Source organism: Salinivibrio sp. ML198 (assembly GCF_001996015.1).
Lineage (GTDB): Bacteria > Pseudomonadota > Gammaproteobacteria > Enterobacterales > Vibrionaceae > Salinivibrio > Salinivibrio siamensis.
Genome location: NZ_MUEZ01000020.1, coordinates 23,121 through 38,535, shown reverse-complemented (window position 1 = coordinate 38,535; position 15,415 = coordinate 23,121). Strand labels below are relative to the sequence as shown.

At 53.6% G+C, this 15,415-nt stretch carries 14 protein-coding genes; 4 read left to right on the top strand and 10 right to left on the bottom strand.

What is annotated here, in order from left to right:
• Positions 1 to 15: 15 nt before the first annotated feature.
• Entirely contained in the window at positions 16 to 615 is a 600-nt protein-coding gene (plsY, locus tag BZG25_RS13445; RefSeq protein WP_046073899.1) for a glycerol-3-phosphate 1-O-acyltransferase PlsY, read from the bottom strand.
• Positions 616 to 785: 170 nt separating this feature from the next.
• Here plsY and folB point away from each other — a divergent pair, with 170 nt between their 5' ends.
• From folB to BZG25_RS13430, 3 genes are read left to right on the top strand one after another with little or no spacing between them, the layout of a single operon-like run.
• Positions 786 to 1,139, top strand: a complete 354-nt coding sequence (gene folB, locus BZG25_RS13440) for a dihydroneopterin aldolase (RefSeq protein ID WP_046073898.1) — start codon at positions 786 to 788, stop codon at positions 1,137 to 1,139.
• On the top strand, positions 1,136 to 1,633 hold the full coding sequence (gene folK, locus BZG25_RS13435; RefSeq protein WP_077578658.1) for a 2-amino-4-hydroxy-6-hydroxymethyldihydropteridine diphosphokinase: 498 nt from the start codon (positions 1,136 to 1,138) through the stop codon (positions 1,631 to 1,633). The genes folB and folK overlap by 4 nt, the downstream gene beginning before the upstream one ends.
• 5 nt (positions 1,634 to 1,638) lie before the next feature.
• Positions 1,639 to 2,436 (top strand): undecaprenyl-diphosphate phosphatase, encoded by a 798-nt coding sequence (locus BZG25_RS13430; RefSeq protein ID WP_077578657.1) that lies wholly within the window; start codon positions 1,639 to 1,641, stop codon positions 2,434 to 2,436.
• A 65-nt stretch (positions 2,437 to 2,501) separates the two neighbouring features.
• Here the strand turns inward: BZG25_RS13430 and pmbA are convergent, their stop codons facing one another.
• Entirely contained in the window at positions 2,502 to 3,842 is a 1,341-nt protein-coding gene (gene pmbA / locus BZG25_RS13425) for a metalloprotease PmbA (RefSeq protein WP_046073895.1), read from the bottom strand.
• Positions 3,843 to 3,970: 128 nt separating this feature from the next.
• Between pmbA and yjgA the strand changes: the two genes are divergently transcribed.
• Positions 3,971 to 4,498, top strand: a complete 528-nt coding sequence (gene yjgA, locus BZG25_RS13420) for a ribosome biogenesis factor YjgA (RefSeq protein WP_046073894.1) — start codon at positions 3,971 to 3,973, stop codon at positions 4,496 to 4,498.
• A gap of 35 nt (positions 4,499 to 4,533) precedes the next feature.
• On the opposite strand, the gene tldD is transcribed toward yjgA, so the two are convergent.
• The 8 genes from tldD to BZG25_RS13380 all read right to left on the bottom strand — a co-directional run bounded on the left by tldD (position 4,534) and on the right by BZG25_RS13380 (position 15,332).
• On the bottom strand, positions 4,534 to 5,982 hold the full coding sequence (tldD, locus tag BZG25_RS13415; RefSeq protein ID WP_046073893.1) for a metalloprotease TldD: 1,449 nt from the start codon (positions 5,980 to 5,982) through the stop codon (positions 4,534 to 4,536).
• Positions 5,983 to 6,048: 66 nt separating this feature from the next.
• Positions 6,049 to 6,867, bottom strand: coding sequence for a carbon-nitrogen hydrolase family protein (locus BZG25_RS13410; protein WP_046073892.1), 819 nt, complete (start codon positions 6,865 to 6,867; stop codon positions 6,049 to 6,051).
• A gap of 2 nt (positions 6,868 to 6,869) precedes the next feature.
• The gene (locus BZG25_RS13405; protein WP_158010271.1) at positions 6,870 to 10,706 is read right to left on the bottom strand and encodes a YhdP family protein; all 3,837 of its coding nucleotides are present in this window, start codon (positions 10,704 to 10,706) and stop codon (positions 6,870 to 6,872) included.
• Between the two features lie 24 nt (positions 10,707 to 10,730).
• Complete coding sequence (rng, locus tag BZG25_RS13400; RefSeq protein ID WP_046073890.1) at positions 10,731 to 12,200, bottom strand: ribonuclease G; 1,470 nt, start codon at positions 12,198 to 12,200, stop codon at positions 10,731 to 10,733.
• 47 nt (positions 12,201 to 12,247) lie between these two features.
• Entirely contained in the window at positions 12,248 to 12,814 is a 567-nt protein-coding gene (locus tag BZG25_RS13395; RefSeq protein WP_046073889.1) for a nucleoside triphosphate pyrophosphatase, read from the bottom strand.
• 23 nt (positions 12,815 to 12,837) lie between these two features.
• Positions 12,838 to 13,326: a rod shape-determining protein MreD gene (gene mreD / locus BZG25_RS13390; RefSeq protein WP_046073888.1), complete on the bottom strand. Its 489-nt coding sequence runs from the start codon at positions 13,324 to 13,326 to the stop codon at positions 12,838 to 12,840.
• Positions 13,326 to 14,255: a rod shape-determining protein MreC gene (gene mreC / locus BZG25_RS13385; RefSeq protein ID WP_077606033.1), complete on the bottom strand. Its 930-nt coding sequence runs from the start codon at positions 14,253 to 14,255 to the stop codon at positions 13,326 to 13,328. The genes mreD and mreC overlap by 1 nt, the downstream gene beginning before the upstream one ends.
• Positions 14,256 to 14,288: 33 nt before the next feature.
• Complete coding sequence (locus tag BZG25_RS13380) at positions 14,289 to 15,332, bottom strand: rod shape-determining protein (RefSeq protein ID WP_046073887.1); 1,044 nt, start codon at positions 15,330 to 15,332, stop codon at positions 14,289 to 14,291.
• Positions 15,333 to 15,415 lie beyond the last annotated feature (83 nt).

Below are 15,415 nucleotides of genomic sequence, written 5' to 3'. Positions count from 1 at the left end.
GCCTCTTCCCTGTCGCTAACGTCGCCACCAACCAAGAAGCACGGGTTTTTCGTCACCATCCAACAAGCGCCGGATATTGTCGTAGTGACGAAACAAAATCAAACACGAAAGCATGGCGACGGGCATGGTAAATTGCGGCTTAATCCACCAGGTAAATAGGGGAGCGACGATCGCTGTTACAATCGCACTCAGTGAGGAGTAGCCCGTCAACACAAGCACCAGTCCCCAGGTCGCCACCAGCAAGCCGGTTAGACTCAAACCAATCGGCGCCATCGCGCCCAGTGCGGTCGCCACCCCTTTACCGCCACGGAAATGGAAAAAGACCGGATAAATATGTCCAAGACAGGCAGCAATCGCAATCAGGCCCAGCAGGAATGGGTTAATGCCAATCAGGTAGCTTAGCCAAACGGGGATCATCCCTTTTAGCATGTCACACAGCAGCACCCATGCCGCGGCAAAACGCCCACCAAGGCGATAAACGTTAGTCGCACCTGGGTTTTTCGACCCTTGATCTCTTGGGTCTGGCAGGCCAAACGCTCGACAGACCAACACGGCACTGGACACAGAGCCAAGTAAGTAGGCAGCGATGATGATGGCAATGGCCAGTGCAGTCATGTGAAATCCCTAGAGTTTGTGCCGCATTCGTTGCTATAGTGCGCCGACGTTCATCGATAAACCTATCATGGATCGGAACGCATTGCGTATCCATCTGTCAATGAACACATCCAATAATACGAACTTTCTTACCACAGTGGTATCCGACCTGTCACGGAGTGTGAAAAAACATGGATTCCGTATTCATAGAGCAACTCGACGTGTACACCACTATCGGTGTCTACGATTGGGAACAAACCATCCAGCAAAAGTTGGTGTTGGATATTGAAATGGCGCACGATAATCAACCCGCCGCCCAACAGGATGACGTGGCGCTGGCGCTTGATTATGCCAGTATCAGTGAGGCGGTCATCGCCCATGTACAAGCCAGCCGCTGTGCGTTGATCGAACGTGTCGCGGAAGAGGTCGCTCACTTAATCCAAACCCAGTTTGGCGTCCGCTGGATTAAAGTGCGGGTAGCCAAGCCAGGCGCAGTCGCGCAGGCCAACAACGTGGGTGTAGTCATAGAGCGAGGCACACGGTGACACAAGCATTACTTAGTATTGGCTCTAACATTGAGCGCGATCGTCATATCGAACAGGCCGTTCATGCCTTACGTCAACTCGACCCTCACTGTCGCTTTTCACGCATTTTTGAAGCCGAACCGGTAGGATTCGACGGCCCCAATTTTTATAACCTCATTGCCGAGCTTCACACCTCGCTTTCGTTGCAGGACTTTTGGCAAGCCGTTCGTGACGTTGAATCGCAACAAGGCCGCGAGCGCAACGACCCCAAATGCCGCGATCGCACCATAGACATCGACTTACTCACGTTTGGCGAGCATTGCCAGGCAAAAGGGCCCATGTTACCTCGAGACGATATCTATAAGTTTGCCTTCACGCTCCGTCCGCTCGCCGAGCTCTGCCCTAACCAAGCTATTCCTGGCGATGGCCGTACCTTCGCCCAGCTTTGGCAGACCTTTGACCAAGACCAACCACTATGGCCGATTGAGACGCCAACGTATTTGAAGGATATTTAAGCACCATGAGCCTCTTTGAAGCCTTTTTTCTGGCCTTGATTCAAGGGTTAACCGAGTTTCTTCCTATTTCCAGCTCCGCACACCTTATTCTGCCTTCACAGCTTTTTGGCTGGGCCGATCAGGGGCTCGCCTTTGATGTTGCCGTACACGTCGGCACACTGGCCGCAGTGGTGGGGTATTTTCGCCGTGAAGTGTGGCGTCTGCTTAAGGCCTTTTTTGCCTCACTCAAAGGGGAGCACAGCTCGGATAGTCAATTGGCATGGATGATCGTGTTAGCCACGATCCCGGCGTGTGTGGCCGGTTTGTTCTTAAAAGACGTGATCGAGCTTTACCTGCGAGCAGCCTGGGTGATCGCGGCAACCACACTGATTTTTGGTGGTTTATTGTGGTGGGCGGATCGCAAAGCGACCCAAACATGCGATGAATATCAAACCACGCCCTACCGCGCGGTACTGATAGGCGTTGCGCAAGCCCTTGCCCTCATTCCTGGCACCTCGCGCTCGGGGGCGACCATTACCGCAGCCTTAATGCTCGGTTATACACGCGAAGCCGCGGCACGTTTTTCATTTTTGATGTCGATTCCTATCATCACACTCGCCGGCTCCTATCTAGGCCTACAGCTTGCGACCAGCCCAGAGCCGGTGGCGATGGACGCGATTGGGGTTGGGTTATTGGTATCGTTTGTCAGTGCTTATGCGTGTATTCACGCCTTTTTAAAGCTGGTGACACGGGTGGGCATGTTACCCTTCGTGATCTATCGCTTGGTATTGGGTGTGCTATTGCTGGCGTTTATCGCCGGATAAAAAAACACCAAGCACGATATACGTGCTTGGTGATCTCACACTGAGGGGGATTAGCGGCCTAAGCGTTATTCCCCCGCGACTTTCATTGCATCAATGATCACTGAGCCAGTTTGAATTTGGCTGCGCGTTTCGATATCGGTGCCAATCGCGACAATGTTAGCGAACATCTCGTTAAGATTACCGGCAATGGTGATCCCACTCACCGGGTATTGGATCTCACCGTTTTCCACCCAAAAGCCTGCCGCGCCCCGTGAGTAATCCCCAGTCACTGGGTTCACCCCTTGTCCCATCAACTCAGTCACCAATAATCCCGTACCTAAGGTTTTTAGCATGGCATCGGCATCTTGGCCGGTGTGGCTAACGTACCAGTTGTGAATACCGCCTGCATGGCCGGTTGGTTCCATGCCCAGCTTACGCGCAGCATAACTGGTGGCGAGATACGTGTTTAGTACACCCTTTTCAATGATACGCCTGTCTTGCGTGATCACCCCTTCGCTATCAAAAGGCGCACTGGCGGAGCCTTTTCGTACATGAGGCAGCTCATTGATGGTGAGCCAATCTGGGAAGATCTGCTCGCCTTTCTTATCGAGCAAGAAAGAGGACTTGCGGTAAAGTGCTGAACCGCTGATGGCCATCACCAAATGGCCAAACAGCCCGGTCGCCACACTGCGATCGAACATCACTGGCACTTGGCATGTGGAGACACTGCGTGGATTTAAGCGCGCCACGGCGTGTTTGGCCGCTTCGACTCCCACAAATGTTGGTGTCCATAAGTCCGCTTTGTCACGCGCCACGGTGTAGCTCATGTCACGCTCCATCCCTGCATCACTTTCCGCAATCACTGAGCAGCTTAACGCTTGGCGGCTCGAGGGATAGCTGCCCAGCATGCCATGGCTGTTGCCATACACTCGCACACCATAATGACTGTCATAGCTGGCACCATCACTGAATTTGATGCGGCTGTCGTGATTGAGCGCCGCTTGCTCGGCTTCAATCGCCAAGGCGGCGGCGGTATCAGGCTCGGGCTCATCGGGATAGAACAAATCGAGATCAGGATAGTCAAACGCCATTAACGCTTTAGGCGCAGGGCCGCCAAAGGGGTCAGGCGAAGTATAGCTTGCAATTTCAAGCGCCGCTTCAACGGTTTTCGCAATCGCTTTTTCTGACAAATCAGTCGTGGATGCGCTGCCTTTGCGCTGCTCACAATATACGGTGATCCCAAGGGCACCGTCTTGATTAAACTCCACGTTTTCGACTTCGCCCATCCGCGAGCTGACGCTGATGCCGGTACTTTTGGTAATCGCCACTTCCGCCTGGTCACTTTTGGCCGATGCCATGTCGAGCGCACGGCTGACAGCTTGACGAAGTTGCTGCTCTTGCTCGGCGACTTGTTGTTTCACACTCATAGTTGACCTTTTTGATTCGCATTCAAGTTCGACACACTCAGCGCCACGCGCCTATGATAAAAAAGCCCGCGTTTGGGCGCATTTCTTGTTAACATACGTGTCATTGCACATTCTCACTGAGGTTGAACATGGGCCGTAAAAATAAACCCGCTCCCTGGGAGGAAGAGGAAGAGATCATCTGGGTCAGCAAGTCCGAGATGAAACGCGATATGCTTGCCTTGCAAGAACTTGGCGAAGCACTGGTCAAACTCAAACCAGCCGTGTTAGAAAAATTCCCGCTCGACGATGACTTGCTCAGCGCGATTACCGACGCACAACGTTTGAAAAACGAAGCGCGCCGTCGCCAACTGCAATATGTTGGCAAGCTTATGCGCTCTCGCGACCCTGAACCGATTCAGGCTGCGCTTGATAAGTTGCAAAACAAGCATGCTCAGCAAACGGTCGAGCTTCACAAGCTTGAGCAGCTCCGTGACCGCATCATTGACCAAGGCGACAGTGCGATTAGCGATGTGCTTTTGCAGTATCCTGATGCCGATCGTCAACGGTTACGTCAACTGGCTCGTCAGGCGAAAAAAGAGCAGCAACAAAACAAACCGCCCAAGGCGTATCGCGAAATTTTCCAGTATCTCAAAAGCTTTTACGACCAAAGCCTGTAAACTGCCACGCCAGTGCCCCGCACTGGCGTGCAGACTTAGGACTCAGTGCCTCCAACCGTCATCGCATCCAGTTTCAAGGTCGGCTGTCCAACCCCCACAGGGACGCTTTGTCCGGCTTTGCCACATACCCCCACACCTGGGTCAATGGCCAAATCATTCCCCACCATTGAGACTTGCTGCATCGCTTCGATACCGCTGCCAATTAAGGTCGCCCCTTTCACTGGGGTGGTAATTTCACCGTTTTCAATCAGGTAAGCCTCTGAGGTGGAGAACACAAACTTACCCGAGGTAATATCGACCTGACCGCCACCAAAGTTTGGCGCATATAAGCCACGCTCCACACTGGCAATCATCGACGCTGGCGAGCTCTCGCCACCCAGCATGTAGGTATTGGTCATCCGCGGCATAGGCAGGTGCGCATAAGACTCTCGTCGGCCATTGCCAGTGGGCGCAACGCCCATGAGGCTGGCATTGTGCTTATCTTGCATATAGCCTTTGAGCACACCGTTTTCGATTAACACATTGTACTGGCCCGGGACTCCTTCATCATCGATGCTCAGTGAGCCGCGGCGATCATTCATGGTGCCATCATCGACAATGGTGCACAGCGAAGAGGTCACCTGCTCGCCAAGGCTACCGGTAAATACCGATGACTCTTTACGGTTAAAGTCCCCTTCAAGGCCATGACCAACAGCTTCATGTAAAAGTACGCCCGGCCACCCCGCACCCAATACCACGGGCATGGTGCCTGCCGGTGCCGCGCCGGCGCGCAGGTTGACCAGGGCTAAACGAATCGCTTCATCGGCAAATTGCAGCGCGCGTGACTTACCTGCATGCTCTTGCAAGAATACGTCATAGCCATAACGGCCACCGCCTCCCGCACTGCCGCGTTCACGGCGTCCATCTTGTTCAACCAACACAGAGACAGATAAGCGAACCAACGGGCGAATATCGGCGCCATAAGTACCATCAGTAGCCGCCACCAGCACTTGCTCATACAGGCCATTCAAGCTGGCATTTACCTCTTTCACTCGAGGCTCTTTGGCACGGATATAGCTGTCTATTTCTTTGAGTAGGGCGATTTTTTGCTCGCGCGTTAAACTCGCAAGCGGATCCGTCGGGCCATAATAAGGTTTGGCTTGTACGGCTGAAAAAGCACGCACTTTGCCTTGTCCCCCTGCCGGGGCAATACCGCGTGCTGCGGTGGCACTTTGCATCAAGGCGTCCGGGGTGAGCTGATCCGAGTAGGCAAACCCGGTTTTTTCACCGCTGATCGCTCTGACACCGACCCCACGGTCGATATTAAATGAACCGTCTTTGATGATGCTGTCTTCCAAGGCGAGGGATTCATGCCAGGTGGATTGGAAGAAAATATCACCGTAGTCAATCTGGCGACCGCTCAGGTGCGCCAGTGTCGCATGCAGTTGCGACTCACTTACGCCCGCCGGGCGCAGCAAGGTTTCTTCGACCTGTTCCAGACTCATTCGTTTACTCTTGGTTGTGGCTGCCGAACTGGCAGCCGAGAAAAAAGATAACGCGCCGAGGGTGCGCTATTTCAGTTGGCTTTGCAACCGGGTATGAGACAGTACGGGCATCTTATGCCGAATGGATTCCCCCACACTTAAATCAAGTTCAGCCCAGGTAACGCCTGGCTCACTCCCCAGTGACGCCACAACCTGCCCCCAAGGGTCGATGATCATCGAGTGCCCCCAAGTTTGGCGCCCTTTGCTGTGCTCACCACACTGCCCTGCCGCAATCACCCAACATTGGGTTTCTATCGCTCGCGCCCGCAACAAGGTTTCCCAGTGTGCTTGACCGGTCACGCGGGTAAAGGCCGCCGGCACAGTGATAATGTCGGCACCTTGGGCACGCAGCGCTTGATACATGGGGGCAAAGCGCACATCGTAGCAGATACTTAACCCAAGGCAGCCAAAGGGGGTATCGAGTGTTGCGAGACGGTCACCCGCTTCAAAGTAGTCAGACTCACAATACCGCCCGTGGGCATCGGCCACTTCCACATCAAACAAGTGCAATTTGTCATAGCTGCCGCGTAAATGCCCAGCGTTATCAAACACCAAGCTGGTACTGCTTAACATGCCGTTGTCGTTTTGAATTGGAAAGGCGCCGACCACCAGCCAAAGGTCATAATGATGGGCCAATTCGGCAAGCTGTTGCTGCAGTGGACCATGACCCAATCGCTCGGCATGGCGCTGATAATCTTGTTTACTGCCAAACACTAGGGCATTTTCTGGGGTAAGCACCAGTTTGACGCCTTGTTCACTCAAGCGATGTAAACTGGCTTGCAATGCCTTCATGTTGTGGCTGGGATCGGCGCTGGATGTCATCTGGACAACACCTGCTTTCATCATGCTCACTCCTTGGCGTTTTCTGCTTGTTGGCGCAATCGTTCCGTCGCGTCGGCTGGCAATGCGAGTGCCTCTTTATCACGCGACACTTCCCTGATATCGGGCGTCCCTATCGGGCCGCTTACTTGATAACGGACTTGGGTGAAAACGTCCACCACGGGTGAAATCGCGGTGGTGACCGCTAACACATACAGCGCCGTCTGCGGCGTGACCGCAAACGCGCTCAGTACTGGGATCCCAGAGGTAATATCCGGCGTAAACCGCACATCGGCGTTGACGCGATTGGTCACCAAATTGGCAATCCCTTTAATAACCATATCACCGGCAATCCCATCCATGCGGATATTATCCGTCACAACCACGCCATTTGTGATCACAGCCCGTCCGGTAATGTCATCAAAGGCCAAACCATCTTCAAATACGCCCGAGAAATCGAGCTGGATTTTACGTAAGATAGAATCAAGGCTGAACAGCCCCAACAGTTTACCGGCGCCCCCCACTCCGCTTAAATAGCCGTCTTTTACATCCGAGCGAATGTCACCATTAAGGCTGGCAATATCGACCTGCCAAGGCAGGCCGGCGTAATCTAACGAGGCTTGAGTCGAAAAGCTGGCGTCTTGGATACCACCACTGATGCCAAACCGTCCCATGAGATCTGACGTACTCTCCCCGCCTAACGCGAGGGTCAATGCGGTTTGATTGTGGCCTTGCTCGTCAATTAGCCAATGGCCGCTGATGGACGCGTGGTTTTTCCCACTCTCCAGCGTCAGAGAAGACAGGTCGACCTGAGAGGCTTTCTTATCAAGTACCGCCTCAATGCGTCCGAGCCGATACCCTTGTAACCACAGATCCTCAATCACCAAGTGTGTCGGCGGAATGGCGGCAAGCAAGGCTTTATCTTCCGGGGTCGCCCGTGTATCCACAGGTTCAAAAAGGGGGGTATCCGTCGGTTGCTCGTCGTCGGTCAACTGGCGATTGATATGCCAATGGTCAATCTCAACATTCAAGCGCCCTTGTGTCGGCCACATGGCTTGCCCGCTAAGCTCACGACTGCCCATTAACACATCCCAGCCATCGGCTTTGCGTCGCGCGGCTAAAGACACATCATGAAACGCTAAAGGGTCGGCACTGACAGCATCAACCTTGGCATTAATACGCTGAGGCATGGGTAAAGCAGGGTATTGTCCGCTGCCGCTCGGCCAAGATTGACGGGCTTGCTCCCAGACGTTTTTCCAAGCCGCGAGATCGAGTTGTTCAAGCTTTAGATCAAAACGATGATCACGCGTTGCCAATAGCCGGGTCCCTGGCTCTCCAATCTGCCATTGACTCGCGGTAAACTGCGGGCGCTGACCTTGGGTATCAATCCGTGCGTGATAGCTCACTTTGGGCAGGACCACGCGCCCCGTCAAGCCTTCACTGTTTCCCGTCGCCTCGATACGCGCCTGCCCTTTTTGCCAGCGTGACTTGTTAAGCGGGGCTGGCAACGTCGACTGCAGCGGCGTGGTATCAACATCCACACCGAGCCGATAATCAAAACCGGTGTCATTTAAGGTTAAATCGAGCCCCGCCTGCCAACGTGCACCGCCCGCCAGATAGGGGGCAAGTGGCAACGAAAGCGTGTCCAGCAATGGCACTACATCCCAATCAGCGTCGAGATCTAAATCAAGCTGATACCCGGCCTCCACCGTTTCTCCGCTAAAGCCAAGACTGATCGGCTGCCCTAACCACTGCGCCTGCATCGATCGGGTAGTCAGGGTATCGTCACTAAAAGCCAGCTCGCCGGACAGGTTATCCAGTTGCATATCGGGTGCCTGAATCGATACCTGGTTGCCGGTAAAGCGAACCCTCCCCTCGGCATGAGGTTGCTCACCATTGAGCGGGATATCGAGCCCTAGGTCTGCATTGACAAGCCCATCGACTTGCACATGGGTCAAGGCCGCTCCCACCGTATCGACCAAAGGCGTCGCCAGCATGTATTGACGGACAGCCGATCCGGTTGCCGCCAATGACGCGTTAATATCGAGGTAACTGTCCGGCTGGGTCATATCGGCAATCTCAGCCTGCACTTGGCGACTGACGGCGTCGCCCAAACGAACATGATCACCTTCAATCGCTAAGCGCGCATTTTCAAACAGTAAACGGGCGTCGAGCTCCGTCAACGTCGGCCAAGCAGTGTTAAAGCTAAATGCCCCGCCGCGAAGTGGCACCATGGCTTGGAAAATACCGCTGTGATCTGAGTAAGGGAAAGCGTCGAGGGCTCCAAACCAAAGAATTTCACTGTCTTTGGCTCGTCCGGCTTGAATGGCGCGAGAAAGGTAATCGGTTAAGGAGTCTGGCAATGCTCGAGTGGGGAGATAGCGCCATGTCTGTCCAGCATCAGATACGTCAGCCTGCACGTATAACGCCAAAAAAGGCGCGCCTTTTGAGGGAATATCCAGACGAAATGCGCCTGAGCCTTGCACGTCTGCCCCGCGCACCTTGGCCTTATCACTCCATACACTCAGGCCACGATCCGTTTGCTGCCAATTCAGGGTTAAACTGCCGTGCTCAAGCGGGAGCGGTGCTTGAAAAAAGTCCCCGTACGGCAGAGGTTGTGCTCCCAGCGCTAGCTCAGCTTGGCCTTGTCGGCCTTGCCCAGAAATCGTCGCGCTCAAGCCTTTGAACGCCGGCAGGTAGCCCCAGCGCTTGGCTGAGACCGCTTCGAGCTTGGCTTGATAACGTAACGGGGCGTCGGGTGCTTTACTCAACGCTAAGGAGCGGATCTGACCTGATGGGGACAACGCGGCCGCCACACTGTGCTGTTGCGCCGATTGACTGGCAAGCCCAAGCAAAGGCCGTAAAGAGGCAATATCGACGTCGGCCGCATTGAGACGCCAGTTGTCCAACGCCCCCTGCCAAGAAAGCTGTGACATCGCCGCTTGCGTGGTCGTGCCGGTTTGTACCCATAGTCCATCCGTGTCGAGGCGCCATGTCTGTTCATCCAAGGCCTGCAACTGAACATGGCTATCTTTTATCGCCCATTGCTTCGCTTGACGCTCATCCTCTTGCCACGCTAACGCGAAATGATCAATCGACAACAGTCCATTGTCGACACGCCCCTGCTCCACCCTGACCCAGGCTTTTGCATCTAAACGCGCGGTGTTGATGGTGGCGGATGGCGTGAGCTGTTGGGTCAGCCAAGGGGCAATATCCATCGCCTCACTGGCCAAATAAAAATCTCCCGTTAACGTACTCAAGCCGTCGGTTTCGCGGAAGGCAGCATTAACACGCACCTTTTCCAGTTGCGTGCCTTGCATGCCTAGTCGCCCTTGTACTTGGTGCTCACCTTGGTTATTGCGCCAAAACAAGTCACTGATCACCAGAGTCTGCGTTTCCAGCGAAGGGGTGACTAGGATCACCTTGGCATTGGGGATCGAAAATTGCCCTAACCGCGCCAAGAATAAGTCTTCTAGCCGCTCGCGTACGCCCGCTTGGGTATTTTTATCTGGTAGCTGACCGGTATCAAACACCAAGCCGTCGAGTGTGACATGGGAGAATACCGGCTGACGCCGAATGAGGGTGGCAGAGACATCCAGTTGCAAACTGATTGCGCGAGCGGTTAACAGCGGGGGGCCGTTGTCGCTGGTGGCGAGCGCGACGTTTTCGAGTCGCAGTGACGGCGTCAGATTGCGCCACTGGCCCGCAATACCATCCAGTTGTGCGCTAAAGCCGGTTTGCGCCGATACCCACTGCCGGAGCGGCGCTTGCAAGATCTCCATATTGGGCAATAGAAAGCGCAAACCGCCGACTAGTAGGGCGGTTATCACTATCACACTGATCACGCTGACCGTAAGCCAGCGCATACCCCTTCTCACCCAGGTCATGGATTACATCATTACTACGTCAAACTGTTCTTGCGTGTATAACGGCTCGGATTTCACTTTCACTTGCTTACCGATAAACACTTCTAACTCCGCCACAAGGTGCGAGTCTTCCTCTGCCAATGCCTCAATCACCGCAGGGGCCGCGTACACCACAAATTTATCCGCTTCATAAATGCGGTTAACGCGAGTAATTTCACGTAGCACTTCATAGCAGACGGTTTCCACGGTTTTAACCGACCCTCGCCCATCACAGGTTGGACAGCCACCACACAGTACATGTTCAATACTTTCTCGCGTGCGTTTGCGTGTCATTTCCACCAGCCCTAGCTGAGTGAAACCATTGATGTTGGTTTTCACTCTGTCTTGGCTGAGCGCTTGCTCGAGAGAGTGCAACACGCGACGCCGGTGCTCATCCGTGCTCATATCGATAAAATCGATAATGATGATCCCACCGAGGTTTCTCAGCCGTAATTGGCGAGCAATCGCGCGTGTGGCCTCAATATTGGTATTAAAGATAGTCTCATCCAGATTCCGCCGCCCAACAAACGCGCCTGTATTGATGTCAATGGTGGTCATCGCCTCGGTCTGATCGATAATCAGGTAGCCGCCAGACTTGAGCTGGACTTTGCGCTCCAACGAGCGTTGGATTTCATTTTCGGTATCATACATATCGAAAATCGGCACCTGACCGTCGTAATACACCAGCTTGTCGGCCAGCTCCGGCACAAACTCAGAGGTGAACTCTTGGAGCTTTTCATAGGCTTGCTTGGAGTCAACCCGAATTAAATCCAGCTCGGTACCCACAAAGTCACGCACGATGCGCTGTGCCAGTGCCAGCTCACCATACAGCATGGATTTGGCTGGATAACGCGTGCGGCGCTCTAACACCTTATTCCACAAACGCTTTAAAAAGGCAGCATCTTGCGCCATTTCATTGTCTGTTGCCCCTTCAGCGGCGGTACGGATAATAAAGCCACCGAGCTCGTCGCAATAATCACTGACAATGCTTTTGAGACGTTTACGCTCGTCTTCACTTTCAATGCGTTGTGATACCCCAACATGGGCCGCACCTGGCATGAAGACCAGATAACGCGAAGGCAAGGTAATATCGGTGGTAAGGCGCGCGCCCTTGGTGCCCAGCGGATCTTTGACCACTTGCACCACAATATCTTGCCCTTGGCGAACCAGCTCGGAGATATCGCGCACTTGGAATTGTTGCTTCTCATTTTCCGACACACACTCGGTATGGGGAACAATATCTGAGGCATGTAAAAACGCGGCCTTCTCTAGGCCAATATCGACAAAGGCTGCCTGCATGCCAGGCAACACACGACTGACTTTGCCTTTGTAGATATTGCCTACAATACCGCGTTTGGCTTCTCGCTCGATATGGATCTCTTGGAGGTTCCCCCCCTCAATCATCGCCACCCTGGTCTCGCTGGGGGTGACGTTTATTAGCAGTTCCGCACTCATGGTTTCCCCGAATCTCTCAAAAGTGGGGTCTAGCGACAGATGTGCGCTCAGACCGAAAATTGTTTGAGCAGCTGCTCGGTTTCATACAGTGGCAAACCAACCACGGCGTGATAGCTTCCATCAATCCGGGTGACAAATTTACCGCCCAGTCCTTGAATCGCATAGGCGCCAGCCTTATCGACTGGCTCGCCCGATTGCCAATAAGCCTCAATCTGTTCATCACTTAGCGTACAAAACCACACCTTGGTGGTCACCACAGTGGTGATCTGCTTCATGGCATTGGCGACAGTGACCGCTGTCATCACTTGGTGTTCGCGCCCTGACAGTTGCTTAAGCATTCGGATCGCCTCCGCTTTATCATGAGGCTTTTCGAGGACCTGTTCACCGTCAACCACAATGGTATCAGCACCGAGCACTGGGGTATGGCCACCGGTTTGCACGACCCCTGCCCGTGCCTTGTCTTGCGATAAGCGAGACACGTAAGCATAAGGCGACTCACCGGCCTGTTGTTGCTCCTCCACATCGACCACGACACGGGAGAAATTCACGCCCATCTCGGTGAGCAGTTCATGACGCCGAGGCGACCCCGAGGCCAGATATAAATCAAAGCTCATGATACCTCTTTACGATTAGTGCGTTAGCGAATGGCAAAGCGACGACGTAAACGGCGCAATAATAGGAAGATCCAAGGCCAGAGTATAAAGTTAAGCACACCCGCCCAAAGCTGCTCTGGATTAAACTGTACGTTAGACACCAAGTACTCCGCCCAGAACTCGATCAATTTTCCCGCCAAGGTCAGCAATGCCAATAAGAGTGCCTGCTGCCAATAAGACATGTTGCGTAACAATTGAAAGTTCAGCGCGACGATGTAAACCAAAATCGCCATCATCAAGCCACGCACCCCAAGGGTCGAGCCCAACATCAAATCCCATAAGAGGCCGAGTACTAACGCGGTACCGACATTAACCCGGTGGGGCAATGCCAGCACCCAATAAAACGTCACCAGCAATACCCAAGAAGGACGAAAGGGTGCAAGCTCCCCCGGCCAGGGCGCGGCTTGCAAAATCAGCGCTATGATAAAAGAGAGCCAAATTACAAACTGGCCGCGAAATGTCACATTTGCCATTACGGCGATTCTCCCTCACCATCTGGAGATGGCGCTGTATCAGGTGATGGTGCGGTGTCTGATGGCGGCTGCGCGACAGGTTGATCCGGGCGTGCATTCTCGCCCTTTTCAGGTGTTGGCCACACCAAAAGCAGATAACGCAGGCGATCAAACTTCACTGCTGTGGTGGCTCGCACTTGCGCAAATGGGCGCTTATTATCAAACGAAAACTCCGTCACCGTACCAACCGGGTAGCCTTCAGGAAAGACACCGCCCAGTCCCGAGGTAACTAACTTGTCACCCACCTTGATATCCGTGCTGCTAGGAATATTGTCTAAACCAATGTAGTGGGTCGACCCGCGCCCAGAGGCAATCACCCGTATATCATTACGCATGACCTGAACCGGGATCGCATGGGTGGGATCGGTCAGCAGCAGAACGCGGCTATTGTGGGCGCCCACATACGCAATTTGGCCAACCACCCCGTGCTCGTTGATTACCGGTTGCCCTTCATAAACCCCATTGGTCCGCCCTTTATCTAGCATGACTTGATGTTTATAAGGGTCCGAGTCAACGGCCATGACTTCAGCCACCATTTTGCGTTCGTCACGAATAAACGACGAGCCCAGTAGCTCGCGTAGGCGCTGATTTTCGCGCTCTGTCTGCGCTAAAAGAAGCTGGTCACTTTCCAGTTGTAACACCTGCTTTCGCAATGCGCGGTTCTCTGCAACTAAACGTTGATGAGAACGAAACTGCATCACCAGTTCATCTAAGGTGTCGCGCGGGACGTTGGACGCATACTGTAGCGGTGCCACCAGCGTGTTTAGGAAATAACGCACTCCTGCGAACGCATCAAGACGACTATCAGCCAGCATAAGGCTGACTGATAGTAAAAGAGCGAAAAACAGGCGCAGTTGCAGAGAGGGTCCTCTGCCAAACATAGGTTTCATAATGAAAACGACCTGTTTGTAGGCGCAGTCACGTTAATCTTCGCTAAAAAGATCACCGCCGTGCATATCGATCATTTCTAGCGCTTTACCTCCGCCACGTGCGACACAAGTCAGCGGATCTTCGGCAACGACGACTGGAATGCCGGTTTCTTCGGTAAGCAAACGGTCAAGATCGCGCAGCAGCGCACCACCACCGGTGATCACCATGCCACGCTCAGAAATATCAGACGCCAGCTCCGGTGGGCATTGCTCGAGCGCCACCATCACCGCAGAGACAATCCCGGTTAGCGGCTCTTGCAGGGCCTCTAAGATCTCATTGGAATTAAGTGTGAAGCTACGCGGCACCCCTTCAGCAAGGTTACGACCACGTACCTCAATTTCACGCACTTCATCGCCTGGGTAAGCGGAGCCGATTTCATGCTTGATGCGCTCTGCGGTGGCTTCACCAATCAAGCTGCCATAATTTCGGCGAACATAGTTGATAATCGATTCATCGAAACGGTCACCACCAATACGTACCGACGATGAATACACCACGCCATTAAGCGAAATGACCGCCACTTCTGTGGTACCACCGCCGATATCGATCACCATCGAACCCGTTGCTTCTGATACCGGCAAGCCTGCGCCAATCGCCGCTGCCATGGGCTCATCAATTAAATAGACTTCACGTGCACCGGCACCTAATGCCGACTCACGGATAGCTCGGCGTTCAACTTGGGTTGAGCCACAAGGTACGGCCACCAAGACGCGCGGGCTTGGACGCATGTAGCTGTGATCGTGCACCGATTTAATAAAGTGCTGCAGCATTTTTTCGGTGACGTAGAAATCAGCAATCACACCGTCTTTCATTGGACGAATTGCGGCAATGTTCCCCGGTGTTCGACCCAGCATCTGCTTCGCATCATGACCCACAGCAGCCACACTCTTGGGAGAGCCTGCACGGTCTTGGCGAATAGCGACAACAGACGGCTCATCCAGAACAATGCCCTGTTCTTTTACGTAAATCAGTGTATTGGCGGTTCCCAAGTCAATGGATAGATCGTTGGAAAACATCCCGCGAAGTTTCTTAAACATGATGGTCGATTAATCCTGCAAGCTATGAAATCAGACAAATTGAGCTAAATGTATCAACGCGCAAGGTAAGCGGCAAGATACGG

What these genes read in the sequence shown, in the direction of transcription:
- plsY (WP_046073899.1), bottom strand. Translation starts at nt 615, where the DNA reads ATGACTGCACTGGCCATTGCCATCATCATCGCTGCCTACTTACTTGGC.
- folB (WP_046073898.1), top strand. Translation starts at nt 786, where the DNA reads ATGGATTCCGTATTCATAGAGCAACTCGACGTGTACACCACTATCGGT.
- BZG25_RS13430 (WP_077578657.1), top strand. Translation starts at nt 1,639, where the DNA reads ATGAGCCTCTTTGAAGCCTTTTTTCTGGCCTTGATTCAAGGGTTAACC.
- pmbA (WP_046073895.1), bottom strand. Translation starts at nt 3,842, where the DNA reads ATGAGTGTGAAACAACAAGTCGCCGAGCAAGAGCAGCAACTTCGTCAA.
- yjgA (WP_046073894.1), top strand. Translation starts at nt 3,971, where the DNA reads ATGGGCCGTAAAAATAAACCCGCTCCCTGGGAGGAAGAGGAAGAGATC.
- tldD (WP_046073893.1), bottom strand. Translation starts at nt 5,982, where the DNA reads ATGAGTCTGGAACAGGTCGAAGAAACCTTGCTGCGCCCGGCGGGCGTA.
- BZG25_RS13410 (WP_046073892.1), bottom strand. Translation starts at nt 6,867, where the DNA reads ATGATGAAAGCAGGTGTTGTCCAGATGACATCCAGCGCCGATCCCAGC.
- BZG25_RS13405 (WP_158010271.1), bottom strand. Translation starts at nt 10,706, where the DNA reads ATGCGCTGGCTTACGGTCAGCGTGATCAGTGTGATAGTGATAACCGCC.
- rng (WP_046073890.1), bottom strand. Translation starts at nt 12,200, where the DNA reads ATGAGTGCGGAACTGCTAATAAACGTCACCCCCAGCGAGACCAGGGTG.
- BZG25_RS13395 (WP_046073889.1), bottom strand. Translation starts at nt 12,814, where the DNA reads ATGAGCTTTGATTTATATCTGGCCTCGGGGTCGCCTCGGCGTCATGAA.
- mreD (WP_046073888.1), bottom strand. Translation starts at nt 13,326, where the DNA reads ATGGCAAATGTGACATTTCGCGGCCAGTTTGTAATTTGGCTCTCTTTT.
- mreC (WP_077606033.1), bottom strand. Translation starts at nt 14,255, where the DNA reads ATGAAACCTATGTTTGGCAGAGGACCCTCTCTGCAACTGCGCCTGTTT.
- BZG25_RS13380 (WP_046073887.1), bottom strand. Translation starts at nt 15,332, where the DNA reads ATGTTTAAGAAACTTCGCGGGATGTTTTCCAACGATCTATCCATTGAC.